Origin of the sequence: Arthrobacter sp. EPSL27 (genome assembly GCF_001512305.1) — a bacterium.
Classification (GTDB): domain Bacteria; phylum Actinomycetota; class Actinomycetes; order Actinomycetales; family Micrococcaceae; genus Arthrobacter.
The window spans coordinates 460,130-486,528 of the sequence record NZ_LNUT01000005.1 but is presented as its reverse complement, the minus strand read 5'-3'; the positions used below and the strand labels follow the sequence as shown (position 1 = coordinate 486,528).

General features: G+C 67.9%; 23 protein-coding genes. 5 read left to right on the top strand and 18 right to left on the bottom strand.

Annotation, left to right across the window (positions count from 1 at the left end; genetic code table 11):
• Positions 1-3: 3 nt before the first annotated feature.
• The 9 genes from AR539_RS13170 to pdxT form a co-directional block, all read right to left on the bottom strand.
• Positions 4-2,397 (bottom strand): RelA/SpoT family protein, encoded by a 2,394-nt coding sequence (locus AR539_RS13170; protein WP_066437626.1) that lies wholly within the window; start codon positions 2,395-2,397, stop codon positions 4-6.
• A gap of 172 nt (positions 2,398-2,569) precedes the next feature.
• Positions 2,570-3,589, bottom strand: a complete 1,020-nt coding sequence (secF, locus tag AR539_RS13165) for a protein translocase subunit SecF (RefSeq protein ID WP_066437620.1) — start codon at positions 3,587-3,589, stop codon at positions 2,570-2,572.
• Positions 3,590-5,356: a protein translocase subunit SecD gene (gene secD, locus AR539_RS13160; protein ID WP_066437617.1), complete on the bottom strand. Its 1,767-nt coding sequence runs from the start codon at positions 5,354-5,356 to the stop codon at positions 3,590-3,592. It lies immediately after the preceding gene.
• Between the two features lie 106 nt (positions 5,357-5,462).
• On the bottom strand, positions 5,463-5,894 hold the full coding sequence (gene yajC / locus AR539_RS13155; RefSeq protein ID WP_066439975.1) for a preprotein translocase subunit YajC: 432 nt from the start codon (positions 5,892-5,894) through the stop codon (positions 5,463-5,465).
• Between the two features lie 233 nt (positions 5,895-6,127).
• On the bottom strand, positions 6,128-7,240 hold the full coding sequence (gene ruvB, locus AR539_RS13150) for a Holliday junction branch migration DNA helicase RuvB (RefSeq protein WP_066437614.1): 1,113 nt from the start codon (positions 7,238-7,240) through the stop codon (positions 6,128-6,130).
• On the bottom strand, positions 7,233-7,880 hold the full coding sequence (ruvA, locus tag AR539_RS13145) for a Holliday junction branch migration protein RuvA (protein WP_066437612.1): 648 nt from the start codon (positions 7,878-7,880) through the stop codon (positions 7,233-7,235). The genes ruvB and ruvA overlap by 8 nt, the downstream gene beginning before the upstream one ends.
• A gap of 119 nt (positions 7,881-7,999) precedes the next feature.
• Positions 8,000-8,596: a crossover junction endodeoxyribonuclease RuvC gene (gene ruvC, locus AR539_RS13140; RefSeq protein ID WP_066437610.1), complete on the bottom strand. Its 597-nt coding sequence runs from the start codon at positions 8,594-8,596 to the stop codon at positions 8,000-8,002.
• Complete coding sequence (locus tag AR539_RS13135) at positions 8,593-9,348, bottom strand: YebC/PmpR family DNA-binding transcriptional regulator (RefSeq protein ID WP_066437608.1); 756 nt, start codon at positions 9,346-9,348, stop codon at positions 8,593-8,595. The genes ruvC and AR539_RS13135 overlap by 4 nt, the downstream gene beginning before the upstream one ends.
• 3 nt (positions 9,349-9,351) lie before the next feature.
• Positions 9,352-10,053, bottom strand: a complete 702-nt coding sequence (gene pdxT / locus AR539_RS13130) for a pyridoxal 5'-phosphate synthase glutaminase subunit PdxT (protein ID WP_066437605.1) — start codon at positions 10,051-10,053, stop codon at positions 9,352-9,354.
• Positions 10,054-10,145: 92 nt separating this feature from the next.
• On the opposite strand from pdxT, the gene AR539_RS13125 reads away from it, so the two are divergent.
• The 3 genes from AR539_RS13125 to AR539_RS13115 are packed head-to-tail and all read left to right on the top strand — an operon-like array spanning position 10,146 to position 12,766.
• A complete protein-coding gene (locus AR539_RS13125) occupies positions 10,146-11,462 on the top strand; it encodes a Mur ligase family protein (RefSeq protein WP_066437602.1) in 1,317 nt (438 codons plus the stop codon).
• Complete coding sequence (locus AR539_RS13120; RefSeq protein ID WP_269433707.1) at positions 11,459-12,247, top strand: type 1 glutamine amidotransferase; 789 nt, start codon at positions 11,459-11,461, stop codon at positions 12,245-12,247. Before AR539_RS13125 ends, AR539_RS13120 begins: the two co-directional genes overlap by 4 nt.
• A 30-nt stretch (positions 12,248-12,277) precedes the next feature.
• The gene (locus tag AR539_RS13115) at positions 12,278-12,766 is read left to right on the top strand and encodes a GNAT family N-acetyltransferase (protein ID WP_066439971.1); all 489 of its coding nucleotides are present in this window, start codon (positions 12,278-12,280) and stop codon (positions 12,764-12,766) included.
• Between the two features lie 28 nt (positions 12,767-12,794).
• Here AR539_RS13115 and AR539_RS13110 read toward each other — a convergent pair whose 3' ends face one another.
• Together AR539_RS13110 and AR539_RS13105 are read right to left on the bottom strand one after the other, a co-directional pair.
• Entirely contained in the window at positions 12,795-13,631 is an 837-nt protein-coding gene (locus AR539_RS13110) for an alpha/beta fold hydrolase (protein WP_066437599.1), read from the bottom strand.
• A 24-nt stretch (positions 13,632-13,655) separates the two neighbouring features.
• A complete protein-coding gene (locus tag AR539_RS13105; protein WP_231728611.1) occupies positions 13,656-14,945 on the bottom strand; it encodes a CapA family protein in 1,290 nt (429 codons plus the stop codon).
• 81 nt (positions 14,946-15,026) lie between these two features.
• On the opposite strand from AR539_RS13105, the gene AR539_RS13100 reads away from it, so the two are divergent.
• A complete protein-coding gene (locus tag AR539_RS13100) occupies positions 15,027-17,039 on the top strand; it encodes a M3 family metallopeptidase (RefSeq protein ID WP_066437596.1) in 2,013 nt (670 codons plus the stop codon).
• 160 nt (positions 17,040-17,199) lie between these two features.
• On the opposite strand, the gene pdxS is transcribed toward AR539_RS13100, so the two are convergent.
• The 6 genes from pdxS to AR539_RS13070 form a co-directional block, all read right to left on the bottom strand.
• On the bottom strand, positions 17,200-18,126 hold the full coding sequence (gene pdxS, locus AR539_RS13095; protein ID WP_066437593.1) for a pyridoxal 5'-phosphate synthase lyase subunit PdxS: 927 nt from the start codon (positions 18,124-18,126) through the stop codon (positions 17,200-17,202).
• A gap of 186 nt (positions 18,127-18,312) precedes the next feature.
• Complete coding sequence (pgsA, locus tag AR539_RS13090) at positions 18,313-18,951, bottom strand: phosphatidylinositol phosphate synthase (protein ID WP_066437591.1); 639 nt, start codon at positions 18,949-18,951, stop codon at positions 18,313-18,315.
• The gene (locus tag AR539_RS13085; protein ID WP_066437588.1) at positions 18,941-19,546 is read right to left on the bottom strand and encodes an HIT family protein; all 606 of its coding nucleotides are present in this window, start codon (positions 19,544-19,546) and stop codon (positions 18,941-18,943) included. Before AR539_RS13085 ends, pgsA begins: the two co-directional genes overlap by 11 nt.
• Positions 19,547-19,560: 14 nt before the next feature.
• Entirely contained in the window at positions 19,561-21,570 is a 2,010-nt protein-coding gene (thrS, locus tag AR539_RS13080; RefSeq protein ID WP_066437586.1) for a threonine--tRNA ligase, read from the bottom strand.
• A 106-nt stretch (positions 21,571-21,676) separates the two neighbouring features.
• A complete protein-coding gene (locus AR539_RS13075) occupies positions 21,677-25,177 on the bottom strand; it encodes a DNA polymerase III subunit alpha (RefSeq protein WP_066437583.1) in 3,501 nt (1,166 codons plus the stop codon).
• Positions 25,174-25,506, bottom strand: coding sequence for a DUF6504 family protein (locus AR539_RS13070; protein ID WP_066437581.1), 333 nt, complete (start codon positions 25,504-25,506; stop codon positions 25,174-25,176). The genes AR539_RS13075 and AR539_RS13070 overlap by 4 nt, the downstream gene beginning before the upstream one ends.
• A 169-nt stretch (positions 25,507-25,675) precedes the next feature.
• Between AR539_RS13070 and AR539_RS13065 the strand changes: the two genes are divergently transcribed.
• Complete coding sequence (locus AR539_RS13065) at positions 25,676-26,062, top strand: hypothetical protein (RefSeq protein ID WP_066437579.1); 387 nt, start codon at positions 25,676-25,678, stop codon at positions 26,060-26,062.
• On the opposite strand, the gene AR539_RS13060 is transcribed toward AR539_RS13065, so the two are convergent.
• Positions 26,059-26,385, bottom strand: coding sequence for a chorismate mutase (locus AR539_RS13060; protein WP_066437575.1), 327 nt, complete (start codon positions 26,383-26,385; stop codon positions 26,059-26,061). The two genes, AR539_RS13065 and AR539_RS13060, sit on opposite strands and share 4 nt — an antisense overlap.
• Positions 26,386-26,399 lie beyond the last annotated feature (14 nt).

Genomic DNA, 26,399 nt, shown 5'->3' with positions numbered 1-26,399 from the left:
AGCTCAGCTGCGCCGGCGGTTACCCGTCGTGCGGTAGACGTCAAAGACACCGTCGATGCGGCGGACCGCGCTCAACACGTGGCTGAGGTACTTGGGGTCGCCCATCTCGAACGCGAACTTGGAGATCGCCACGCGGTCCGTGGAGGTGTGCACGCTGGCAGCCAGGATATTGACGTGGTTTTCCGAGAGGATCCGGGTCACATCCGAGAGCAGGGACTTGCGGTCCAGCGCCTCGACCTGGATCTCGACCAGGAAGACGCTTGACTGCGTCGGTGCCCATTCGACCTCGACGATCCGGTCCGGCTGCTCCAGCAGCCCGGTGACGTTGGTGCAGTCCGTCCGGTGCACGGACACCCCGGAGCCGCGGGTGACGAAGCCCAGGATCGGGTCCGGCGGCACCGGCGTGCAGCAGCGCGCGAGCTTGACCCACACGTCGTCCACGCCGCGCACCACAACACCGGAATCGGAGTACCGGGCCTTGGTGACCTGCGTCGGGATGGACACCTCGGTGAGGTCGTCCTCGGGCGTGTCATTCCCGCCCAGGCTTTCCACGAGGCGTTCCATGACGGACTGGGCGGACGTGTGCCCGTCGCCCACCCCGGCGTACAGCCCGGAAATGTCGACGTACTTGAAGTCCTCGGCCACCGCCGCGAGGGCGTCGTGGGTCATGAGGCGCTGCAGCGGAAGGTTCTGCTTCCGCATCGCCTTCGTCAGGAGGTCCTTGCCGCGGTCGATCGATTCCTCGCGGCGTTCCTTGCTGAACCACTGCCTGATCTTGTTGCGGGCGCGGGCGCTCTTGACGAAGTGCTGCCAGTCCTGGCTGGGCCCGGCGCCCTCCGCCTTGGAGGTGAAGATCTCCACCCAGTCGCCGTGGTTGAGTTCGCTGTTGAGCGGAACCAGCTTCCCGTTGACGCGGGCCCCGATGGTCCGGTGGCCCACCTCGGTGTGGACGGCGTAGGCGAAGTCCACGGGAGTGGACCCGGCGGGCAGGGCCATGACCTCGCCCTTGGGCGTGAAGACGAACACTTCGCGGGCGTTGATCTCGAAGCGCAGCGAATCGAGGAACTCGCCGGGATCGGAGGTTTCCTGCTGCCAGTCCACCAGGGACCGGAGCCAGCCCATGTCGCCGTCGCGCGGGCTGCCGGGACCCGCGGCGGTGCGGTTCGGCTGGTCTTTGTACTTCCAGTGCGCCGCCACGCCGTACTCCGCGCGGCGGTGCATCTCGTGGGTGCGGATCTGGATCTCCACGGGCTTCCCGCCCGGGCCGATCACCGTGGTGTGCAGCGACTGGTACATGTTGAACTTGGGCATCGCGATGTAGTCCTTGAACCGCCCGGGGAGGGGGTTCCAGCGCGAATGCATGGCGCCGAGGGCGGCGTAACAGTCCCGGACCGAGTCCACCAGGACCCGGACGCCCATCAGGTCGTTGATGTCGTCGAAGTCCTTGTCGCGGACAATCATCTTCTGGTAGATCGAGTAGTAGTGCTTGGGCCGGCCCGTGATGGTGGCTTTGATCCTGGCATCGCGCAGGTCCTCGGTGATCTGGTTGCGGATCACGGAGAGGTTCTTCTCCCGTTCGGGGGTCCGGTCCCCCACCATGCGGACGATCTCTTCGTAGACCTTGGGGTACAGGGCGGCGAAGGAGAGGTCTTCGAGCTCCCACTTGATGGTGTTCATGCCGAGCCGGTGGGCCAGCGGGGCGAAGATTTCCAGGGTTTCCCGGGCCTTGCGCGCGGACGATTCGGCCGAGACGAAGCGCCAGGTCCTGGCGTTGTGCAGCCGGTCGGCAAGCTTGATCATGAGGACCCGGATGTCCTTGGCCATGGCCACAACCATCTTGCGGACGGTTTCCGACTGCGCGGCCTCACCGAAGCTGACCTTGTCAAGCTTGGTCACCCCGTCCACCAGCATGGCGACTTCCGGGCCGAACTCGGCCTTCAGGTCATCCAGGGTGTATGAGGTGTCCTCGACGGTGTCGTGCAGGAGGGCCGCCGCGAGGGTGGTTCCGCTGAGCCCCAGTTCGGCCAGGATGGTGGCCACGGCCACCGGATGCGTGATGTAGGGATCGCCGCTCTTGCGCTTCTGGCCGCGGTGGCAGCGCTCGGCCACGACGAAAGCGCGCTGGATGAGGTCGAAGTCCTCTTTGGGGTTGTTGGCCCGCACAGTCCGCAGGAGCGGCTCGAGGATGGGTGAATAGGCGGGGGCGCCGCGCCCGGTCAGGCGGGCAAGCCGGGAACGGGTGCGTTCACGCCGGCCGGGGAACGTGGGGCGTGCGCCCGAGCTATCCACGGGCACCGGAGCATCGGCGCGTCCGGGAGCCACCACACCAGTCTGCGAACCCTGGCCTGGAGCCTTATCCACCGGCGCTGCTGGCACCGGCGTCGAACGTTCTTCCAATGGAGCACCTCTCCGAACCCGTTAATTCTTCCAGTGTATTCCCGCAGCAGGATACTTCGATAACCGGCCGTTGTACGGCAACGGGCCGGAGAGCGTCACGAATGACGTTCTCCGGCCCGTTGGTTACGGCTCGGCTGCCCGGCGGGCAGTTCTTTCCGGCAGTCCGGTGCGGCTAGGCCGTGGCCGGTTCTGCCGGGGCGCCGGTCTTGGCGGCGTGGGCGCGGCGCTGCTGCACCCGCTCGGCCTGCTTGACCAGTTCCGGCTCGCCCTGGCGCAGCCAGGCGTACAGCGGCGCGGCGATGAAGATGGTGGCCGCCGTGCCGATCAGGATTCCGACGAACAGTGCCAGGGAGAGGTCCCGCAGCGTTCCGGCACCCAGGAGCCCTGCGCCGATGAAGAGGATGGCGCCGACCGGGAGGATGGCCACCATCATCGTGTTGATGGAGCGGACCAAAGTCTGGTTGACGGCCAGGTTGACTTCCTCGCTGAACGTCCGCCGGGTGGAGGCCTGCAGGTCCGCGGTGTTCTCGCGGATCTTGTCGAAGACCACCACGGTGTCGTACAGGGAGTAGCTCAGCACGGTGAGGAAGCCGATGATTGCCGACGGCGTGACCTCAAAGTCACTCAGGGCGTAGACACCGGCCGTGATGAACATCGTCACGAGCATGCCCACGATGGCCGAGAGCGACATCTTCCACGTGCGGAAGTACAGCGCCATCAGCACGGCGGCCAGCGCAACGAAGATCGCCAGGCCCAGCAGGGCCTGCTTGGTGACGTCTGCGCCCCAGGTGGGGCCGATGAACGTGGAGGTCACCTCGTTGTCCGTCACACCGTAGGCCTCGGTGAGGCCGGCCTTGATCTGGAGCGTCTCGTCCTCGGTGAGCTTGTCCGTCTGGATCCGCATCGTGTTGCCCGCGACGTTGGCCACGCGGGGAACGCTGCCGGCGACGACATCCTCGACGGCTTTCTCGCCGAGGGCCGGGTCCGTGGTCTGCACGTTGGAGACCGTGAATTCGGAGCCGCCCCGGAATTCAATCCCAAGGTTGAAGCCGCCCTTGACGACGGGCAGCAGGATCGAAAGCGCAACCAGCACGGCTGCGATCGTGAACCAGATTTTCTTGGATCCGACGAAGTCGTACGAGCGCTTGCCCGTGTAGAGCTCGTTGCCGAAATTGGCGAAGCTGGTGGCCATTTAGTTGCCCTCCTTGGACGCGCTCTTGGAGGACCCGGCAAGCTGGTCCTGCCGTTCCGCGAGGCGTCGTTCTGCAATGGTCATCCGGCGTTCGGCCTCGGCCGCGGCGCCGGTGTTCTTGGCGCGCAGCGCAGCTGCCATGGCCGGCTTGTCCGCAGGCGTGCGGAACCGTCCGGCGCCCCGGTACAGGGGCACGGCGCCGAGGCTCTTCGGGTCCAGCCCGGAGAGCGGGTGGCCTTCACCGAAGAACTTGGTGCGGGCCAGCAGCTGCAGGGTCGGGTGCGTGAACATAAAGACGACGATCAGGTCGGCAATGGCCGTCAGGCCCAGGGTGAACGCGAAGCCGCGCACGTTGCCCACCGCCACGAAGTACAGCACGACGGCGGCCAGCAGGTTGACGGCCTTGGATGCCAGGACCGTGCGCTTGGCGCGCTTCCAGCCGTTCTCGACGGCGGAGACCAGGCCGCGGCCCTCGCGGAGCTCGTCTCGGATACGTTCGAAGTAGACGATGAACGAGTCTGCGGTCTGCCCGATGGCCACGATGATGCCGGCGACGCCGGCCAGCGAGAGCCGGTAGTTCTCGGTCCAGCCCAGGATCGCGATGGCCAGGTAGGTGAATGCGCCGGCCATCACCAGGGAGGCGACGGTCACCAGGCCCAGGGCCCGGTACTGCACCAGCGAGTAGACCACCACCAGCAGCAGGCCGATCAGGCCCGCCAGCATGCCCATGCGGAGCTGCTCGCCGCCGAGGGTTGCCGAAATCTGCTGTTCGCTCTGGATCTCGAAGCTGATCGGCAGGGCGCCGAAGCGCAGCTGGTCGGAGAGGGCCTTCGCGGATTCCTCGGTAAACCCGCCCGTGATCTGCGGGCGGCCGTCGGTGATGACCGCGAGGGAGCGCGGCGCGGAGATGACCTGGTCGTCCAGGACAATCGCGAACTGCGCCTTGGGGTCGGAACCGCTTTCCCCGCCGCCGGCGATGAAGAACTGGTACAGCCGCTCGGTGACTTCCTTGAACTTGGCCGTGCCTTCTTCGTTGAACTGGATGTTCACAGCCCACTCGTTGGTCACGGCGCCCTGGGCGCCGCGCTGCAGCTGGAAGGACGAGCCGGCGATGTTCGAGCCCTTGACCTCAACCGGGCCAAGGATGTACTTGATGGCCGGCGAGTTCGCGGATGCGGGTTCGCAGGTGACCAGCGGCTTGGCCGGGTCGGAGCGCTCCCGCTGCTCCTGCGACGGGTTGTCGCAGTCGAGGGCCTCGAACTCCTTGTAGATCTCGGGGGTGACCCAGTTGACGTCGCTGCCGTTGGTGGGCTCGGCGGTCGGCTTGGGCAGCTGGTCCTCCGGGGTCCGTGCCTCTTCGGGCACGGCTGCGCCGGGACCGGCCTGCAGGACGGGCCGGAAGTTCATGTCGGCGGAAGCCTGGATCAGGGCGCGGGTTTCCTTGGACGGCGTCCCCGGGAGGCTGACGACGACGTTGCGGCCGGACTGCGTGCTGATTTCGGCCTCGGCGACGCCGGAGCCGTCCACGCGCTGGCGGATGATCGCCACGGCCTGGTTGAGCTGCTCTTCGGTGATGTCCGAACCGCCCTCGACCTTGGGCGCCAGGATCATCTGGGTGCCGCCTTCAAGGTCCAGGGCCAGCTTGGGAGCCCAGCTCGCCTGCCCGGCCATGGTGCCGCCGGCCAGGACGGCGGTCAGTACGGCGAGGATTACGCCGAGCCAGACCAGCACCCTGAGGGCTGTGTTTTTGGGGCCAGTTCGTGCCATTGTCGATCTTTCTAGTATTTACGGAGGAACCGCCGGTACGGGCTGTGCGGCCCGTTCCGGCGGTTGCCCGCAACCGTTACTTCGCGGGGGTGCTCAATCAGGCAGACTAGCTGTCTTTCTTGCCTTCGTCGTTGAGGCGGCGCATGGTTTCTTCGGGCGTCTCGACGCGCGGGGCAGTGTTGTCGGCGGTACCGGCGGTTCCGCCGGCGACAGTACCGTCAGCGGTGGTCTCGGCGGTCAGCGAGGACGCGTCGTTGGGAACCACGGTGGGCTCCTCGGCTGCGACGACGGGCTCGACGATCTTGGTGACAGCCTGGCGGTGCACAGTGGCGGTGTTGCCCGGGGACAGTTCCAGCAGGACCTTGTTCTCGTCCTCATCGATCTCGACGATGCGGCCGAACAGGCCAAAGCTCGTCATGACCTCAACACCCGGGGCAAACTTCGACTGGAGCTGCGCCTGCTGCTGCTGGGTCTTCTTGTTGCGGCGGAACATCATGAAGATGAAGACGCCGAGCATGGCGAACAGCAGAATGGTCATGATGTCGATGCCGCCGCCGGCCTGCGGCTGGGTCTGGGCAGAGATAAGTCCGAACACAGGGAAAGTTCCGTTCTGTACTTGCGTAGCTGGTTTTACAGCAACGTCCGCTTCGCTCCGGGCCTGGCAGGCAATGATGCCGGCGAGGTCGGCCAGGTGCTGGCCGCGCGCAGAGACAAAGACCCGAACGTGCCGAGCGTCATACCAGTCTAAAGGGAAAACGTTGCGCGGCGGTGCTATTGACTATTACGGATCCATTCCGGATCGGCATTACGGCCCTGCCCGGCGCCGGTGTCCGGATCGCCGTCGTCGGCCGGGAAGAGCTCCAGCGGGTCCTGCGCGAACACCCCCGGCGGCACCGCGAATCCGAGGTGCGTCCAGGCCGGCGCGAGCGCGATCCGGCCGCGCGGGGTGCGGCCCAGGAGGCCCTCGCGGACCAGGTACGGCTCAGCGACGGTCTCCACCGTTTCCGTCTCTTCGCCGACGGCAATGGCCAGGGTGGACAGGCCCACGGGACCGCCGCCGAACTTGGTGATGAGGGCATCGAGCACCGCGCGGTCCAGCCGGTCCAGTCCCCGCTTGTCCACCTCGTACATGTCCAGGGCTGCGGATGCGGCCCGGGCGTCGATCTGCTCGACCCCGTGCACCAGCGCCCAGTCGCGGACCCGTCGCAGGAGCCGGTTGGCGATGCGGGGGGTGCCGCGGGAACGGCCCGCGATTTCGCTGAACCCGGCCGAGTTGACCTTGAGGTCCAGGAGCCCGGCGGACCGGCGGAGCACCAGCTCCAGTTCGGCCACGGAATAGAACTCGAGGTGTCCGGTGAAGCCGAAACGGTCCCGGAGGGGCCCCGGCAGCAGGCCGGCGCGCGTCGTGGCGCCGACCAGCGTGAACGGCGGCAGCTCAAGCGGGATGGCCGTGGCCCCGGCGCCCTTGCCCACCACGATGTCGACCCGGAAGTCCTCCATCGCCATGTACAGCATCTCCTCGGCCGGGCGGGACATCCGGTGGATCTCGTCGAGGAAAAGGACCTCGCCTTCGGAGAGGGAGGACAGGATGGCCGCGAGGTCCCCGGCATGTTGGATGGCCGGGCCGCTGCTGATCCGCAGCGGGGCGTTCATTTCGGCCGCGATGATCATGGACAGCGTGGTTTTACCCAGTCCGGGCGGGCCGGAGAGCAGCACGTGGTCGGCGCTGCGGCCGCGCATGCGGGACGCCTCGAGGACGAGGGAGAGCTGCTTCCGGACGCGGTGCTGGCCGACGAAGTCGTGCAGGTTCTTGGGCCGGAGCGCGGCTTCAATGACCCGCTCCTCCGGCTCCTCTCCCCCGCCGACCAGGGACGGCTCAGCCACGGGCGCCTATCCTGTTCCCGGCGCGGGCACCGTCCTGGCCCAGCCAGCGGAGGGTGGCACGCAGGATCTCGGCGACATTGCCCTCTTCGGCCAGCTCGGGCTGGTCGGCCAGGGATTTATCGATGCTGGAGGTGGCGTCCTTTTCGGACCAGCCGAGGCTTGTCATGGCGGCGACCACCTGCGGCTTCCAGACCGCCTCGGCGGAGGCTGCCGGGGCAGCGATCCCCGCGGCAGTGCCGTGCGGCACGAGCTTGCCGGCGAGTTCCAGCACGATCCGGCCGGCCACCTTGGGCCCGATGCCGGGGACCTTGGTGAAGGCCTTGCCGTCGCCGGAGTGGGCGGCGACGCGGATGGCCTCGGGCTCGTGGACCGCCAGGACCGCCAGCGCCAGGCGGGGTCCCACCCCGCTGACGCTCAGCAGGACGTCGAAAACCTCGCGCTCATCGTCGGTGCCGAACCCGAACAGGGTGAGGGAATCCTCGCGCACGATCAGGGACGTGAAGAGTTTCCCCTCCTCGCCGGTGCGGAGCCTGCTGAGGGTCTGCGGGGTGGCGTTGACGCTCATGCCGGCGCCGTTGAGGTCGATCACTGCGGAGGACAGGCCGACGTGCGCTACGGTTCCGCGGAGAAAACTGATCAAGCCGGGCTCCTGACAATTCAACTGAAAACAGTGTCTATATAAAAAGGGGCCGGCCGAACCGGCTATCCGAACATATCTACGAATACCCTACCAAGCGCTGAGGCGGCACCGGCGGATATTCAGCGGGCACGGCGCGCTTTGGCCTCCGCGTCCGCCCAGGCGCGCTGGGCGGGGGTGAGCGACTGGCCGCGCGGCGCCGGGATGCCTGCGCGTGTGGCGGACGTGCTGGACGCGCCGGAGCCGGCCCGCCAGGCGTGCGTGATGGCCAGCGCGAGGGCGTCGGCGGCGTCCGCGGGCCGGGGCGGGGCGTCGAGCCGGAGGATTTTGGTGACCAGCTTGGTGACGGCGTCCTTGTTGGAGGTTCCGCTGCCGGTGACGGCGGCCTTGACCTCCGACGGCGTATGCAGCGCCACCGGGATGCCGCGCCGCGCGGCGGCGGCGATCACCACACCGGACGCCTGGGCCACGCCCATCACGGTGCTGACGTTGAGCTGCGAGAAGACGCGTTCGACGGCGAGGACGTGGGGTTCGTGCCGGTCCAGCCACTCGTCGATTGAGGTGGCGATGACCAGGAGCCGCTGGTCCAGGCTTTCCTCGGGCGATGTTCCGACGACGCCGAACGCCACCATGGTGGCGCGCCGGTTCTTTTCGACGTCCACGACGCCGATCCCGCAGCGGGTGAGGCCCGGATCGACGCCGAGGACGCGAAGGGTCACTCTGCTTCCAGTGCGGCCTGCACTTCGTCGCTGAGGTCGGCGTTGCTGTAGACGTTCTGGACGTCGTCGAGCTCTTCGAGGGCATCCACCAGCTTCATGAACTTCTTGGCGGCATCGACATCCAGCGGCACCTGCATGGAGGGCACAAACTCGGCCTCGTCGGTGTCGTACTCGATCCCGGCTTCCTTGAGCGCCTCGCGGATGGCCTGCAGGTCGGTCGGCTCGGAGTGGATTTCGAAGCTGTCCCCGTTGTCCTTGACTTCCTCGGCGCCGGCGTCGAGCACGGCCATCAGGACGTCGTCCTCGCTGAGGCCGTTCTTCGGCAGCGACACCACGCCCTTGCGGGAGAACAGGTAGCTGACCGAGCCGGGATCGGCGATGGTGCCGCCGTTGCGGGAGATGGCGAGGCGCACCTCGGAGGCTGCCCGGTTCTTGTTGTCCGTGAGGCACTCGATCAGCAGCGCGGAGCCCTGCGGCCCGCGGCATTCGTACATGATCTCCGTGTAGTCCACCACTTCGCCGGTGAGGCCGGCGCCGCGCTTGATGGCGCGGTCGATGTTGTCCGCCGGGACCGAGGTCTTCTTGGCCTTGGTGACGGCAAGTTCCAGGCTGGGGTTGCCGGCGAGATCCGGGCCGCCCATCCGCGCGGCGACTTCGATGTTCTTGATCAGCTTGGCGAACGACTTTGCCCGGCGGCTATCGAGGATGGCCTTTTTGTGCTTGGTCGTCGCCCATTTGGAGTGGCCTGACATGCTTTACGCTTCTCCTCTGATCATTCGAATAAACAATTCATGCACGCGCTTCTCCCCTGTCACTTCCGGGTGGAAGGAGGTGGCGAGCAGCTTTCCGGAACGCACAGCAACAATTCTAGCCGTCCCGGCCAGGGCCTCGGGGTGGGATGCCTTGGACGGCTCCACCTCGGCAAGGACCTCCACGCCGTCACCGACGCGCTCCACCCATGGTCCGCGGATGAAGACCGCATGGACCGGAGCCACACCGTTGCCGGTGGCGCTGAACTCGAGGCCCTTGAAGTCAAGGTCCGTTTCGAAGGACTCGCGCTGCCGGCCGAACGCGTTGCGGCGCACCGTGATGTCGAGGCCGCCGAACGTCTGCTGCGGGTTGCCGTCCAGGTCCTTGGCGGGGTCCGTGATCTGGTCCGCGAGGAGGATCATCCCGGCGCAGGAGCCGTAGACCGGCAGTCCGTCGCGGATGCGTCCGCGCAGGGGGTCACGGAGTCCGAACGCCCGGGACAGCTTGTCGATGGTGGTGGATTCGCCGCCGGGAATAATAAGGCCGTCCAGGCCGTCGAGTTCGGCCGGCCGGCGGACGCCGACGCCGGTGGCGCCGGCGTCTTCCACCGCGTGCAGATGCTCGCGGAAGTCGCCCTGGAGGGCCAGGACGCCGATCCGCAGGCCTGAGCCCACGCGGGAGTCAGGCGTGGAAGAGGGGTTGGTCATCCGAACAGCATAATGCTCCCGGCCGCCCCGCAAGGCATGCACGGTCCCTGCCCGGCGGGCTTGCATGCCTCCGCTGGGATATATTACAAACCATGCTTTACATCAGCGTTCCGCTCGGAAAGTTCGTTCGCCGGGTCTCCCGGCTCAGGGGCGGAGGCTCGGCCCTTCCCGGGCTGGTGGTCGAAAAAATCGATCCCGGCTTTATGAAGAGGACACTGTCGACGCTGCCGCTGGGCGTCGCCGTCGTCAGCGGCACGAACGGCAAAACGACCACCACGAAGATGGTGGTGGAGCTCCTGGAGAGCCAGGGCCTGAAGGTGTTCACGAACCGCACCGGCAGCAACTTCACCCGGGGCGTGGCCGCGGCTTTGCTCGGCGAGGTGGACTGGCGCGGCCGGCTGGACGCCGACGTCGCCGTCCTGGAGCTGGACGAGGCCCACGCTGTGCACTTCGTGAACCAGGTGCCGCCGCGCTACTGCCTGCTGCTCAACGTCCTGCGCGACCAGCTGGACCGTTTCGGCGAGATCGACAAGACCGCGCAGCTGCTGCAGCACATTGCGTCGAAGACCACGGGCACGGTGGTGCTGAACCGGGAGGACCCGCGCGTCGCCCGGATCGCCGACACCGTCGCGGGACTCGAGGTCCGCTACTTCGGCCTGGACGATTCCCTGCTGAGCACCTTCCCCAACGACGACGAGATGCGGGCTGCCCCCGGCAGCCCGGTGCCGGCGGCGCCCGCGAAGCCGCACGCCGACGTCGTGCTGCGGCGGGTGGGCGCGGCGGATGCCGACTTTGAGTACGACGGCGTCACCGCGACCACGGCGATGAAGCTCCGCGGCGTCTACAACATCTTCAACGCCGCCGCCGCGCTGACCCTGGCCCGGGCCATCGCGGTCAAGGACGCGGCAAGCGGCCTGCCCGCGCAAGGACAGAAGGCCGCGGACAACGACGGGCTCCTCGCGGCGCTGTCCCAGGTGGCGCCGGCGTTCGGCCGCGGCGAAAGCCTGGTGGTCGACGGCCTGCCGCTGGACCTGGTGCTGGTAAAGAACCCCAGCGGCTTCCGGCTGGGGCTGAAGTCCTTCCCGGCCGCCGGCTACGCCACGATGATCGCGATCAACGACAACTACGCCGACGGGCGCGACATGTCCTGGCTGTGGGATGTCGAGTTCGACACCCTCCGCGACGGCGGCGTGGACCAGCTGAGCGGCTCCCGCGCCTATGACATGGCGCTGCGCCTGCAGTACGACGATGTCGCGATCGGTGCCGTGGAGACCGAGATCGCCCCGGCCCTGGCGGCGTTCATCAGCGGCGCCCGGGACAAGCCGAAGCGCATTTTCTGCACCTATACAGCCATGCTGGCCATCCGCCGCGAGCTGTCCAAAATCACCACAGTAGAGGTGGTCTCATGACCCCCCAGTCCGACTCCGGCCTCCCGTTCGAGCACGTGCTCCCGCCCGAGGACTCCCCCGCGCCCTCCAAGGGGACCATCCGGGTGCTGCAGCTGTATCCGCGCGACATGAACATCTACGGCGACTGGGGCAACGCCCTGGTGCTGGCCCAGCGGCTGCGCTGGCACGGCTACACGCCGGAGCTCCTCGAGTACAACGTGGGCGACGAGTTCCCGGCCGATGTCGACCTGATTGTCGGCGGCGGCGGGCAGGACAGCGGACAGCTCGTCATCCAGGATGACCTGCTGTCCCGCGAGACCGTGCTGAAGCAGCTGGCCGAGGACGGCGTGCCCATGCTGGTGATCTGCGGGCTGTACCAGCTGTTCGGCAAGTTCTTCAAGACCCGGACGGGTTCCGTGATCCCGGGGATCGGCATCCTGGACGTGGAAACCAACGGCACCGATGAGCGGCTGATCGGCAACGTGGCCGTGTCCTCCCCCGAGTTCGGCACGATCCTGGGCTACGAGAACCACAGCGGCCAGACCACCCTCGGCCCCGGCGTTTCACCGCTGGGAACCACCGCCAAGGGCACAGGCAACAACAGCGCCGACGGGCAGGAAGGCGCCCGCTACAGGAACATCGTGGCGAGCTACCTGCACGGGTCCCTGCTGCCGAAGAACCCGGCCCTGGCGGACTTCCTCATCCGGACCGCCGTCGAGCGCAAGTACGGCAGCTTCTCGCCGGGCACCCCGGACGACAGCTACGCCGTCCTCGCCCGTGAACACGCCGCGCGCCGCCCGCGCTGAATGGGCAGCCACGACGGCGGAGCGGTGCCCATGATCCGGATTGAACGGGACAGCCCCGCCCGCGAGGACGTCCGGCAGCTCCTGGCTGAGCACCTGGCGGACATGTTCGCCACCTCGCCCGCGGAAAGCGTCCACGCCCTTGACCCTGCGGCGCTTGCGGGCCCCGGCATCAGCTTCTGGACGGCGCGCGAGGACGGTGTGCTGCTCGGCTGCGGGGCGCTGAAACAGCTCGGTCCCGGGGCGGCCGGTGCTAGGCAGGGCGAGCTCAAGTCGATGCGCACCGCCGCCCCTGCGCGCGGCCGGGGCGTCGCCACCCTGCTGCTGGCGCACATCCTGGCCGAGGCTCGGCGTGCGGGCTGCCGGCGCCTGTACCTTGAGACCGGCAGCGAGGACTTCTTCGCCCCGGCCCGCCGGCTGTACCAGCGCCACGGATTCGACCTCTGCCCGCCCTTTGCCGGCTACACGGAGGACCCGAACAGCGTTTTTATGGTCCTGGAGCTGGACCCGGACGTCCCCTAGGCCGGGCCGGCTGCGGACCGGCCGCCCCTCAGGCGCGGCCGGCGTACTCCAGCACGTCCCGGGCGACGCTACCGCTGGAGGCGGCCCGGAGATGGCCCTTCCCCTCGTACCAGATGAGCGTGCAGTCCGGAATCAGTCCGGCCGTTTCCTGCGCCACGTCGCGGAGGAAGAACTGGTCTGAGCCGCCGCAGATCAGGAGGACGGGCCGCCGGATCAGCGGGAGCACCTCCCGGGAGTTGAAGGTCATCTCCCCCTGCACCTCAGTGAGCACGTCCTGGGCGGGGACATCGGCCCCGCTGAGGAGCCTTCGGCTGATCAGCGGGCCGATCAGGCGCCGCAGCCACAGCATCCGCCGGCCCGGGAGCATGTACTCCGCAAAAACCGTCCCGGCGCCGGTGGTGTCGCCGCCCGCCAGGGCTGCGGCCATTCGCGCGTCGACGTCCTTGCCCCAGTCGCTCAGCTCCGCGGCGGTGACCACCAGGGCGATGCGGCCAAAGGCGTCCGGATGCCGCGCGGCCAGGTACTGCCCCACCATCCCGCCGAATGACTCCGCCACAACGACGTCCACCCGCCCGCCGAACCGTCCGGCGATCAGGGCCGCGTAGTCGTCCGCCATATCGGCCATGGTGTGGTCCGGCGGCATGCCCCGCCGCCGGGTGACGATCCAGACGGCATAGCCGGCCTCGAGAAACGGAATGAACTGCTGCCTGAACATGCGGCGCAGCATCCCCTGCGGGACGGAGCTCCCCGGCCCGCCCGGGATGAAGAGGAGGGTTTTCGGGCCGGTGCCCCAGCTCAGGTACTCCATGCCGTTGGGGAACGTCCCGGTCCGGGGTTCCCGGTCCGCCGTCGATACTCTGCCCACGAGAAGCCTCCTGTCCCGGACGGGCTACGGTTCCTTGGTGATCAGCAGCTCGTGGGCGCCCGCAGCAGCGGCCCCCATCGACTCGACCACGGTCTGGGTGCGCTTGTGCGTGGCGGCGTCGGCCGCGGCACTTGCGCAGGTGCCCTGCGGGGCATCGGATGCCACGGAGCACCAGCGGTACGGCCCGCGGACCATGACCGACGGCGCCCAGGCCAGGTCAGAGGCGGTCCATGTGCCGGATGCGTCCTCGCTGAACTGCACCCGGACCAGCAGGCCCTCGTTGTTCACCACATAGTTCGGTGAAAGTTCGGTGATGCCGTTGCCCAGGCCGTAGGCGATCCACGTTCCCTTGTACTTCTCGATCGGCAGGACCGAGTGCGAGTGGTGGCTGTAGATCATGGTGAACTGGCCGCTGTCCGCGAGGGCATGGGCCACCGACGTCTGCTCGGCGTTCGGCACACTGGAGTATTCGTCGCCGGCATGCATCGCGGCCAGCACGATGTCCGCACCGAGTTCCCTGGCCTTCTTCGCCTTGGCGATCATCACCCCGGGGTCGAGCATGTCCACCTGCCAGGCGGCCTCGGGGACCTGCCCGTTCAGCCCGTACGTCGCGCTGATCACGGCGATTTTCGCCGCGGCCGTGGGGACGATCAGGATGCCCTCGGAGTCGACTTCGCTCCGGTAGGCGCCGGTGTGCTGCAGCCCGGCGGCGTCAAGTGCGTCCAGGGTCCGCACCAGCCCGGCGGTGCCGCGGTCTACGGTGTGGTTGCTGGCGGTGGTGCACACCTGGTAGCCCACCTTCTGGGCGGCCGTGAGGATCTGTGGCGGAACGTTGAAGGACGGGTAGGCGGAGAACGGCCCGGCCGGCCCGGCAACGGGCGTTTCCTGGTGACAGATGGCCAGGTCACTCTTCTCGATGTACTTCCGCTGGCCCTCAAGAAGCGGCCCGAAGTCCAGTCCCTTGGCGCCCGTGGCCAGTGCGTCCGCGCGGGCCTGTTCCCAGAGCTGGGCGTGCACCAGCATGTCCCCGGTGACCACCACCGACGTGCACCGGACGGCCTCGCAGCCGGGACCTTTCCCTGGCGTCGGCGTTGGCGTCGGGGTGGCGCTCGGAGTCACCGACGGCGGTGCCGCCGGGTCCGGCGCCTGCGAGGCGGACGCTCCCGTGGTTGTGGTGCCGCCCGCGGCCGGGGAGCCTGGCCGGCTGCTGTCCGGGCCGGCGCCGATGCCGCAGGATGCCACGGCGGCCATCAGGGAGACCGTTGCCGCGGCGGCGAGGAGCCGGCCCCGCAACCGGGAGGTGTTGGTTCGCATGGCGCAATCCTACGGCGGCGACGGGCACAACACGCTTAGCAGGCCGTTGATGCCCATCCCTTTACATGAAAGAGTCGTTTCATGACTAATCCCCTGATGAGCCCCAGTCCCCTGCCGTTCGGCCTGCCGCCGTTTGCGGACATCACCGCCGAGCATTACGCCGAAGCCGTCGACGCCGGCCTGGCCGGGCACCTCGCGGAGATCCAGGCGATCGTGGACACCCCGGAGCCCGCCACGTTTGAAAACACGGTGCTGGCCATGGAACGGTCCGGCCAGCTCCTGCAGCGTGCGGCGGCATCCTTCTACACCCTCGTCTCGGCGGACGCCTCGGACGCCATCCGCAGCCTCGAAACCGTCCTGTCCCCGCGGTTCTCGGCGCACCAGGACGCCGTCTACCTGAACCGGGGGCTCTACGAACGGTTCGCCGCCGTCCCCACGGACCAGCTCGACGCCGAATCCGCGCGGCTGGTGGACGAGTACCTCAAGGAATTCCGCCAGTCCGGCATCCAGCTCGACGACGCCGGGCAGGAACGGCTCAAGGCCGTCAACGCCGAGCTGTCCCGGCTCGGCACCGAGTTCGGCCAGCGGGTCAAGGAAGCGATGAAGGCCGCCTCACTGCTGCTCGACGACGCCGCCGAGCTCGCCGGCCTGCCTGCGGACGACGTCGCCAGCGCGGCGGAGGCCGCCCGCACCGCCGGGCACGAGGGCAAGTACCTGCTGACCCTGATCCAGCCCAGCAACCAGCCCGCCCTCGCCGCCCTGGACAACCGGGACGTCCGCCGCCGCCTCTACGAGGCCTCGGTCGGCCGCGGCAGCGACGGATCCGCCCTCGACGTCCTGGACCTGGTGAAGGACACGGCCCGGCTCCGGGCCGAGAAGGCCGCACTGCTGGGCTTCGCCAACTACGCCGAGCTGGTGGTGGACCAGCAGACGGCGCCGGACTTCGCCGCCGTGCAGACCATGATGAACCGGCTGGCACCGGCTGCCGTCCGGAACGCCGACGCCGAGGCCGAGGCGCTGGCGGAAGCAGCCGGCCACCCCCTCGAGGCCTGGGACTGGGCCTACTATTCCGCGAAGGTTAAACGTGAACGGTACGCGGTGGACGAGCAGGCCCTGCGCCCCTATTTTGAGCTGGACCGGGTCCTCAACGACGGCGTGTTCTTCGCCGCCAATGCGCTCTACGGCATCACGTTCCACGAACGCGCCGACCTCGCCGGCTACCACCCCGACGTGCGCGTCTGGGAGGTCCGCAATGCGGACGGGACCGAGCTGGGGCTGTTCCTGGGCGACTACTACACCCGCGAGTCCAAGCGCGGCGGGGCGTGGATGAACTCCCTCGTGGAACAGTCCGGGCTGCTCGGCACCCGGCCCGTGGTGATCAACAACCTCAACATCTCCAAGCCGCCGGCCGGCGAACCCACACTCCTGACCCTCGACGAGCTCCGCACCACGTTCCACGAGTTCGGCCACGCCCTGCACGGCCTGTTCTCCGCGGTCACCTACCCGCGGTTCTCGGGCACTTCCGTGCCGCGGGACTTCGTGGAATATCCCTCACAGGTGAATGAAATGTGGATCATGTGGCCGGAAGTCCTGGCCAACTACGCACGCCACCACGCCACGGGCGAGGCGCTGCCGCTGGAGGTGGTGGACAAGCTCGACGCCGCCCGGCTGTGGGGCGAGGGCTTCGGCACCACCGAGTACCTCGGCGCAGCCCTGCTGGACCTCGCCTGGCATGTGCTGGACGGTTCCGAGGTGCCCGAGGACGTCATGGAATTCGAGGCCAAGGCCCTCGCGGCCGCCGGTGTGGCGCACCACCTGATCCCGCCGCGCTACCGCACCGGCTACTTCCAGCACATCTTCGCCGGCGCCGGCTACGCCGCGGGCTACTACTCCTACATCTGGAGCGAAGTACTGGACGCCGAGACGGTGGAGTGGTTCAAGGACAACGGCGGCCTCACCCGGGCCAACGGCGACTTCTTCCGCGCCGAACTGCTCTCCCGGGGCAACAGCCGCGACCCGCTGGAGTCCTTCCGCGCGTTCCGCGGCCGCGACGCCGGCCTCGAACCGCTGCTGAAGCGCCGCGGCCTCGAGTAGCTCCCTCTAGAACAAACGACGGCGGCCGGTCACCAATATGGTGACCGGCCGCCGCGTTCGACAGCTTCTCCATAAGCTCGGCGCCGAAGCGCCTCGCTCATGGAGCCTCTGCAGTCTCTCTTATTAAGCCGATTGAGTCAGGCGCTACGGTCGCCTTCCGTTACCAGCCGCGCTCGGCGAGGCGGTGCGGCTGCGGGATTTCATCCACGTTGATGCCGACCATTGCCTCACCCAGGCCGCGGGAGGCCTTGGCGATTTCCTCCGGGTCGTCGAAGAAGGTGGTGGCCTTCACGACGGCGGCCGCACGCTGGGCCGGGTTGCCGGACTTGAAGATGCCGGAGCCCACGAAGACGCCGTCGGCGCCGAGCTGCATCATCATCGCGGCGTCGGCCGGGGTGGCGATGCCGCCGGCGGTGAACAGGACCACGGGGAGCTTGCCGGTGGAGGCAACTTCCTTGACCAGTTCGTACGGGGCCTGCAGTTCCTTGGCGGCGACGTAGAGCTCGTCCTCGGGCAGGGCGGCGAGCTTCTTGATCTCGGCGCGGATCTGGCGCATGTGGGTGGTGGCGTTGGAGACGTCGCCGGTGCCGGCCTCGCCCTTGGAGCGGATCATGGCCGCACCCTCGTTGATGCGGCGCAGGGCCTCACCGAGGTTGGTGGCGCCGCAGACGAAGGGAACGGTGAAGTTCCACTTGTCGATGTGGTTGGCGTAGTCGGCCGGGGTCAGGACCTCGGACTCGTCGATGTAGTCCACGCCGAGGGTCTGGATGACCTGGGCCTCGACGAAGTGGCCGATCCGGACCTTCGCCATGACCGGGATGGACACGGCATTGATGATGGCCTCGATCATGTCCGGATCGGACATGCGGGACACGCCGCCCTGGGCGCGGATATCGGCGGGGACGCGTTCCAGCGCCATGACTGCCACGGCTCCGGCATCTTCGGCGATGCGGGCCTGCTCGACGTTGACGACGTCCATGATGACGCCGCCCTTGAGCATCTCCGCCATGCCGCGCTTGACGCGGTTGCTGCCCGTGACGCTCTTCGCGGACGCGCCGGCTTCGCTGCTTACATCAGGTGTAGACACAAAAACCCCTATGGGTAGATAGATGACCTCGCCGGCGCGCGGACGGCACGCGGATGACAATCGCGCATACACCGCGCCGCACACACCGGATTACCGGATCCATTGGCCGGTAGTGCTAATACTAGTCCCCCGCCGCGCCGCGCTGAATTCCGGTTACACCGGGTACGTCGCGGCGGATGCGGACGGTCAAGCGGCCTGTTCCGCCGCGGTTCCACCGGACTCTTCGAACGCCTGGCGGCGCACCGTGACCATCCGCTGGATGACCGTCACGAGGCTTGCCGCGGCCAGGAGGCAGAGCGTCGCGAACAGCACCACGGTGGGCAGTCCCAGCCCGGTGAACCCGGTGACCACCAGGACGGAGACGAGCCGCTCCGCGCGCTCGGCAATGCCGACATTGGCCTCGAAGCCCAGCGACTCGGCCTTCGCCCGCGCGTAGGACACCACCATGCCCAGGACCAGGCAGACGACGGCGGCAACGGCCACCGGGGTGTCCGCCCCTCCGGTGAAGAACCAGACCGCGACGCCGGCGAACAGCGCCCCGTCGGCCACCCGGTCCAGGGTGGAGTCCAGGAAGTTGCCCCAGCGCCCGCCGCCCTGCTGCATCCGGGCCATGATGCCGTCGATGACGTCGGAGAAGATGAAGGCCGTGATAAAGATGGTGCCCCACCAGAGCTGGCCCAGCGGGTAGAACACCAGCGCCCCGACCACCACGCCCAGTGTTCCGACGATGGTCACGGCATCCGGGGACACCCCTATCCGCAGGAGCCAGCGCGCCAGGGGCGAGAACAGCGCGGTGAAGAACCCGCGCGCGTGCCTATTCAGCATCCGTGGCCCCGGCGGTCGTTTGGGGCCATGCCTCGGCGACCTGCTGGCGCACCTCGCCCAGGGTCTGGGTGATGGCCTTGGTCTGGGCGATGATCGGGAAGAAGTTCCCGTCCCCGCCCCAGCGGGGCACCACGTGCTGGTGCAGGTGCCCTGCGATCCCGGCGCCGCCGGTGACGCCCTGGTTCATCCCCAGGTTGAATCCGGTGGGGTTGGCGACCTTGCGCAGCACGCGCATGGCCGTCTGGGTCAGCTCGGCAAATTCGGCCGTCTCTTCCACGGTCAGGTCCGTGTAGTCGGGGATGTGCCGGTAGGGGCAGACCAGCAGGTGGCCGGGGTTGTACGGGAAGAGGTTGAGCACCACGTAGCTGGTCCGCCCGCGGTAGACGATCAGTGAATCGTCATCCTCGCGTTCGGGCGCCACGCAGAACGGGCAGTCGTCCACGTTCTTGAACTGGTGCTGCCCGCCCTTGATGTAGGCCATCCGGTGCGGGGTCCACAGGCGCTGGAACGCGTCCGGTACGCCGGCCAGGCCAAAGTCGTCGGTCACGCCGTCGTCCCCCGGATACTCCGGAACGGCCCCTGTGGTTTCCTGCACGTGTTGCTCCCCCGCTAGCTGGTCCGGTTGCGGACGGCGTCGACGATCCGCTGGACAGCCTCGGCCACCGGCACGCCGTTGTCCTGGCTGCCGTCGCGGAACCGGAAGGACACGGCGCCGGCCTCGGCGTCGTCGCCTCCTGCGATCAGCACGAACGGGATCTTGTCCTTGCTGGCCGTCCGGATCTTCTTCGGGAAGCGGTCTGAGGAAATGTCGACCTCGGCACGGATGCCGGCGGCCTTGAGCTGGTCCACGACGTCGAACATGTAGTCGTTGAACGCTTCGGCCACCGGGATGCCGACCACCTGGACGGGGGCCAGCCAGGCCGGGAAGGCCCCGGCGTAGTGCTCGGTGAGCACACCCATGAACCGTTCCACGGAACCGAACAGGGCGCGGTGGATCATGACGGGGCGCTGGCGGGTGCCGTCCGCGGCCTGGAATTCGAGTTCGAAGCGCTCGGGCAGGTTGAAGTCCAGCTGGATGGTGGACATCTGCCAGGTGCGGCCCAGGGCGTCCTTGGCCTGGACAGAGATCTTGGGGCCGTAGAACGCGGCTCCGCCCGGATCCGGGATGAGCTCCAGGCCGGAGGCCTCGGCCACCTCGGCGAGGGTGCGGGTGGCTTCGTCCCAGGCGGCGTCGTCACCGACGAACTTGTCCTCGTTCTTGGTGGACAGCTCCAGGTAGAAATCATCCAGGCCGTAGTCCTTGAGCAGGCCCAGTACGAAGTTCAGCGTGCCGGTGAGCTCGTCCTTCATCTGCTCGCGCGTGCAGTAGATGTGCGCGTCGTCCTGTGTCATGCCGCGCACGCGCGTCAGGCCGTGCACCACGCCGGACTTCTCGTACCGGTAGACGGAGCCGAACTCGAACAACCGCAGGGGCAGCTCGCGGTAGGACCGGCCGCGGGAGCGGAAGATGAGGTTGTGCATGGGGCAGTTCATCGGCTTCAGGTAGTAGTCCTGGCCGGGCTTGCGGACCGTGCCGTCCTCGTTCAGTTCCGCATCGATGTGCATGGCCGGGAACATGCCGTCGCGGTACCAGTCCAGGTGGCCGGAGACCTCGTACAGGTGTCCCTTGGTGATGTGCGGGGTGTAGACGAACTCATAGCCGGCGTCGACGTGGCGCTGCCGGGAGTAGTCCTCCATGGCCTTGCGGATGATGCCGCCCTTGGGGTGGAACACCGGCAGGCCGGAGCCCAGTTCGTCCGGGAAGGAGAACAGGTCCAGTTCCGCGCCGAGCTTGCGGTGGTCGCGGCGCTCGGCCTCGGCAATGCGCTCCTGGTAGGCCTTGAGGGCGTCCTTGGTGGGCCAGGCCGTGCCGTAGATCCGCTGCAGCTGCTGGTTGTTCTGGTTGCCCAGCCAGTAGGCGGCCGAGGACCGGGTGAGGGCGAACGCGTTGGAGATCATCTTGGTGTTGGGCAGGTGGGGCCCGCGGCACAGGTCGCACCAGACGCTGTCGCCGCTCTTGCGGTCCACATTGTCGTAGATGGTGATGTCGCCGGCGCCGACCTCGACGTTGATGCCTTCACCGGCGTCGGCGGCGTCATTCTTCTTGCCCAGCAGCTCGAGCTTGTAGGGCTCGTCCTTCATGGCCTCGCGGGCCTCGTCCTCGGACACCACGCGGCGGACGAACTTCTGGTTCTGGTTGATGATCTTGAGCATCATCTTTTCCAGGGTCTTCAGGTCCTCGGGCGTAAACGGCTCCTCGACGTCGAAGTCGAAGTAGAAGCCGTCGGTGATGTAGGGGCCGATGCCGAGCTTGGCGCCGGGGCGCAGCTGCTGCACGGCCTGGGCCATGACATGGGCCGTGGAGTGGCGCAGGACGTTGAGGCCGTCCGGGGACTCGATGGTGACGCCCTCCACCGCGGCGCCCTCAGGCAGCGGCTGGTCCAGGTCCTTCAGTTCGCCGTTGACGCGGGCCACAACGACGTCGCGGCGCTCAAAGAAGAGTTCCGCGCCGGTGGTCCCGGTAGTCACCTTGGTCTCTTCGCCATCGACGAGAAGGGTGATCTGCTGGGCATCTGACACGGGTGTCTCCTATTCAAAGTTAAGGCTTCGTAGCTTGTGGCGTACGGGGACCACAGCCAGCCTCGTCCATGCTATCGGTTTCTGAAGAGGCCAACCAACGCGCCACTCAGCCGCCCAGCCCGGTAATGGCAAGGTTGCGGCTGATGCCGTCAAGGGGCCCCGGCGGCTGCGGTTCCGGGGTGTCCGGCATCCCGGCCTCCGGGGCAGGGAACGGCAGCGTCTCGGTGCGGGACAAGTCCCAGGCCATGCTGGCGCTGATGCTGATGCCCCGCGGCCCCGTCCGCCGGGTGGTCCCCCGGATCAGCAGCAGCCGGGTGCCGAACAGCAGCGGACCGGACAGCTCCTGGGCTTCATGGAAGAAGACCGAGTCCACGCAGCCGGTGCCGTCGTCGATGCTGATGAACACCACGCGCCGCCCGCCCCGCATGGGCGGGGTCTGCGTGGCCACCCGGACCCCGGCAACCAGCACCTCGGTGCCGTTGCGCAGGCCCAGCAGCCGGTCCGCAGTGGTGACCCCCAGCCGGTCCAGCAGCGGCCGGTGGCTGGCCATGAGGTGGCCGCTGACGTCCACGGCCATCAGGTCCAGTTCGGCCCGGACGGTGTCGACCAAGGTGGGCGCCGGCAGCCCGGGTTTGAGGTTTTTCAGCTCGACGTCGCCCAGCGGCAGCGCCAGCTGCCCCTCGATCACGTCGATGCCCTTGCGGTGCGGCCGGGTTTGCAGGGTCTGCAGGTGCTGCACCAGGTCCGCACGGTTGGCCGTGCCGCCGGCGGCCCGGTGCAGGGAGTCGAAGGCGCCCAGCTGGGCCAGCCGCTGGATGCTGGGCTTGCTCAGCCGGGACCTGGCCCGCAGGTCGGCGAGCGAGTCGTAGGGCTGTCCCGCCACGATCCTCTTCAGCTCGGTCCCGGAAAGGCCGTAAATGCCGTTCAGGCTCAGCCGGATGCCCAGCTTGCCCTGGTCCGGGCCGGCGGCCACTCGTTCCACCCTGTATTCGGCCTGGCTGCGGTTGATGTCCAGGGGCAGGATGGGGATCCCCATCCGCCGCGCTTCGGCGACCAGGAGCCGCTTGGGGTACATGCCGGGGTCGTGTTCCCACAGCCCGGCGAGGAAGGCCTCGGGATGGTGGGTCTTCAGCCAGGCCGACTGGTAGGTGGGCACGGCGAAAGCGGCGCCGTGGGCCTTGCAGAACCCGAAGCTGCCGAAGGCCTTGAGGGTGCCCCAGACCTTGTCCACCACCTCGGGGGTGTAGCCCCGCGCCCGCGCCTCTTTACGGAAGAACTCCTCCACCCGGCCTTCCAGGGCCTCGTTGCCGAGGGCCCGGCGGAACTCGTCTGCCCGGGCCAGCCCGCACCCGGTCATGACGTCGAACGTCTTCAGGATCTGTTCATGGAACACGGTGACACCGTGCGTCTCCTTCAAAATGTGCCGCAGGTCCGGGTGCGGGTAGACCTCCGGCGCGAAGCCGTGCCGGTGTTCCAGGAAGGGCCGCACCATGTCCGATTTCATCGGGCCCGGCCGGAACAGGGAAATGTCGATGATGAGGTCGTTGAACTCCCGGGGGGCGAGTTTGCCGATGAGCTCCCGCTGCCCGGGAGATTCGATCTGGAAGCAGCCCAGGGTGTGGGTGCTGCGGATCAGGTCATAGGTGGGTTCGTCGTCGAGCGGGACGGCATTGAGGTCGATGCGGCCGTCCTCGGCGATGTAGCCGGGCCCGGTCCCGTCCGGTCCCGGCGGGTGCGCCCCGGCGGCCACCACCTCGGCCTTGGAGGGGTGCAGCCGGATCACTTCGCGGACGGCGAAGGCCATGGCGCTTTGCATACGGACGCCCAGGACATCGAGTTTGAGCATGCCCATGGGATCCATGTCGTGCTTGTCGAACTGGCTCATCGGCAGGCCCACCCCGCTGGGCTGCACGGGGGTGCGGTCCAGCAGTGTGGCGTCCCCCAGGATCACGCCGCAGGGGTGCATGGAAATGTGGCGCGGCAGCCGGTCCAGCCGTTCGGTGAGGTCCACCAGCAGATCCAGCTGGTGGTTCCCGACGGCGTCGCGCTGCCCCACCCGGCCGGCGAACTCTTTCAGCTCGGGTTTTTCTTCGAGGGCTTCGCGGAAGTTCCGGGCCGAGAAGCGCCACAGCTGCTTGGCGATGTCGCCGATCTCGCCCTCCTCCATGCCCAGGGCAAGGCCGGCGTCGCGCACGGCGCCGCGGGCGCGGTAGCCGTTCTGCATGCTCATCAGCGTGACGCGCTCGGAGCCGAAGCGCTCAAAGATCTTCCGGTACACGTTGTGCCGCTCGGCGCTTTCGACGTCGATGTCGATGTCCGGAAGTGTGGCGCGGTCCCGGGACAGGAAGCGTTCGAAGATGAGGTCGTGCTGCAGCGGGTTCACCTGGCTGACGTCGATCAGGTAGTTGACCAGGCTGGAGGCCCCCGAGCCACGGGCCGCGGCCCGGACCCCCATGTCCTGGATCATGCGGGACACCTCGGCCACGGTCAGGAAGTAGGCGGCGAAGCCCAGGCTGTCGATGATCCGCAATTCGTGCTCCAGCCGCGAGCGCAGCTCCCCGGCGGGTTTGCCCGTGATCCCGGGGAACCGCCTGCTGATGCCTGCCTCGCAGCGCTGGGTGAGCTCCACGAGGGCGTCTCCGGCGATGCCGATCACTGAGGCTTCCGGCACCACCGGCTGCTTCCATCCCATGTCGGTGACCGGGTCCATCCGGCAGCGGTCCGCGAGCGCCTCGGTCTGCGCCATCAGGCTTTTGAGGTCGGCGGCGCCGTAACCGGCGGCATGCATGATCTCCTTTCCGAGCTGGAGCATCTGGCCGGCGGATTTGAGCCAACCCTGCCCGTTGGGCTGCAGCAGGGGCGCGGCGGATAGTTCGGGCAGCGATTTGAGGGTGCGGGCGGAGTCCAGCACATCCGCGGTGGCCGCGCCGTCCTCCGCCACATAGCGCACGGCGTTGCTCAGCACGGCGGGTACGCCGTGTTCAGCGGCGAGCTTGAGCATCCGCACAGCGTGCGCGGTGCTGAGTGGCTCCCCGGGCGGGCTGAGCTGGCTGACCACCTCGGCGGCGATGGTTCCGGCGGGCATGGCGTCGAGCCAGCGCTTGAACAGGGTGCGGGGGCGCAGGTAGCGCCGCCCTCCCATGGCGCGTCCGGCGTCGGAGTCCGGCCCGATCAGCACGGTCAGCACCGGCTTGAGGGTTTCCGGGTGCAGGGCGCGGGAGGCCAGCTCGGCCCGGGTCACAGCCACCGGCACCGCTCCCCCTGCCTTGCCCGTGGTGCGGGCATGCGCATCGGAGATCAGCCGGCACAGCGCACGGTAGCCTGCGCCGTCGTTGTGGCCGTGGGCCAGCACGACGACGCGTCCCCCCACCTGGGTACGGAGGTCGCCGTCGTCGTCCAGGACCGCCAGGTCCACTCCGACCACAGGGTCGAGCCCCTCGGCCATGCAGGCCTTCAGGTGCTTGACCGTGCCGTAGAGGCCGTCGCGGTCGGTGCAGGCGAGCGCCGTGGCCCCATCCGCGGCCGCGGCGGCGGCCAGCTCCTCCGGCCAGGACACCCCATAGTGGGCGCTGAAGGCGGTGGAGACGTGGAGGTGGGTGAAGCTCATGCCGAATCTTGCTCCCGGACGGGAAGCAGGGCGTCGTGGATGCGCAGCAGGCGCCAGCGTCCGCTGCCCACATGCCGGGCCAGGTCAAGGGTGAGGGTACCGGCGTCGGGGGTGTCCGCCCTGCCTACCTGGACCCGCCAGATCTCGTGGTCCACCAGCCCGGGGCCGCTTCCCAGCGGCGCCCGCTGCTCCTCGGCCCACCATTGCCGGCGCTCGAACCAGCGGACCGGTGCTGCGCAGACGGTGTAGCGGCGGCCGGCCCAAGTCAGCTCCTGGGGTTCGCCGGACGGTGCGCAGCGGACGTCCACCCCCTCGCTGAACATGCCCATTGCGCCTCCCGGACCACACCATCTGCCAATCCGCCTGCTCTGGCAATCAGATAGTCCCCAGCAGGCAGCTATTCGAATATATCTTCGAATAACTCCAGTCTACGACGGTGCCGGGCCAAAACCTAGATCAGGGGTGGACGGACGCAGGCACAGGTAGCAGGATTGAGCCATGAGCTCCCATAACGCACTCCTGAAGCACGTAAGCATCGCCGCCGAGGACGCATCCTTGGTGGCGAAGTTCGATATAGACGGAAATATCCCCGGCCAGGGTGCCTATGTGGTGGGGCTCGTCGCGGCAACCCCGGACCATTCCCACCAGCGGCGAATGGGGATCGAGTTCATGAACGGGGAGGCCGTCTCGTTCTACTGCTTCAGCCACGACGGCACGGAGGAGAACTTTGACCTCAAGGGCGTGGAGCACTCCGGCAACACCATTACCGGGTACTTCCCGCTCAGCACCGTCATGGGCCTGGCGAAGGGGCACCTCATGACAGCGTTCAGCGACTGCGACGGCCGCGAGTACCAGGCAAATGTCCCGGTGGAGGAAGCTCTCTAGGAGCTGGCTTTGTAGACTTCGAGTTCGAGCGTGATGAAAGCGTCAATCATCGCCCGGTAGGTCTTTTCCACGAGTTCGACGTCGATATCCTTCTGTTCCGCCGTGGCGCGGACGTGTTCGATGACCCGTTCGACGCGGCCCGGGGCGCGCACCTCGGCACTGTCCGCCTTAAGGGTTCCGGCGATTCGGATCAGGCGCTCGCGGCGTCCGATCAGGGACACGATCTGCTCGTCCACCTCGTCCACAGCCACCCGCACGGCGGCGAGCTGTTCACGGTCGGCCTTGGCCGCTTTATCGTCTTCGTGATTTGTGGACATGTCCATGACAGTATCGAAAG

Excerpts from the sequence above, each read along its gene's own strand:
- secF (WP_066437620.1), bottom strand. The coding sequence starts at position 3,589 with ATGGCCACCAGCTTCGCCAATTTCGGCAACGAGCTCTACACGGGCAAG.
- secD (WP_066437617.1), bottom strand. The coding sequence starts at position 5,356 with ATGGCACGAACTGGCCCCAAAAACACAGCCCTCAGGGTGCTGGTCTGG.
- yajC (WP_066439975.1), bottom strand. The coding sequence starts at position 5,894 with ATGACCATTCTGCTGTTCGCCATGCTCGGCGTCTTCATCTTCATGATG.
- AR539_RS13135 (WP_066437608.1), bottom strand. The coding sequence starts at position 9,348 with ATGTCAGGCCACTCCAAATGGGCGACGACCAAGCACAAAAAGGCCATC.
- pdxT (WP_066437605.1), bottom strand. The coding sequence starts at position 10,053 with ATGACCAACCCCTCTTCCACGCCTGACTCCCGCGTGGGCTCAGGCCTG.
- AR539_RS13125 (WP_066437602.1), top strand. The coding sequence starts at position 10,146 with ATGCTTTACATCAGCGTTCCGCTCGGAAAGTTCGTTCGCCGGGTCTCC.
- AR539_RS13120 (WP_269433707.1), top strand. The coding sequence starts at position 11,459 with ATGACCCCCCAGTCCGACTCCGGCCTCCCGTTCGAGCACGTGCTCCCG.
- AR539_RS13115 (WP_066439971.1), top strand. The coding sequence starts at position 12,278 with ATGATCCGGATTGAACGGGACAGCCCCGCCCGCGAGGACGTCCGGCAG.
- AR539_RS13105 (WP_231728611.1), bottom strand. The coding sequence starts at position 14,945 with ATGCGAACCAACACCTCCCGGTTGCGGGGCCGGCTCCTCGCCGCCGCG.
- AR539_RS13100 (WP_066437596.1), top strand. The coding sequence starts at position 15,027 with ATGACTAATCCCCTGATGAGCCCCAGTCCCCTGCCGTTCGGCCTGCCG.
- pgsA (WP_066437591.1), bottom strand. The coding sequence starts at position 18,951 with ATGCTGAATAGGCACGCGCGCGGGTTCTTCACCGCGCTGTTCTCGCCC.
- AR539_RS13075 (WP_066437583.1), bottom strand. The coding sequence starts at position 25,177 with ATGAGCTTCACCCACCTCCACGTCTCCACCGCCTTCAGCGCCCACTAT.
- AR539_RS13070 (WP_066437581.1), bottom strand. The coding sequence starts at position 25,506 with ATGGGCATGTTCAGCGAGGGGGTGGACGTCCGCTGCGCACCGTCCGGC.
- AR539_RS13065 (WP_066437579.1), top strand. The coding sequence starts at position 25,676 with ATGAGCTCCCATAACGCACTCCTGAAGCACGTAAGCATCGCCGCCGAG.
- AR539_RS13060 (WP_066437575.1), bottom strand. The coding sequence starts at position 26,385 with ATGGACATGTCCACAAATCACGAAGACGATAAAGCGGCCAAGGCCGAC.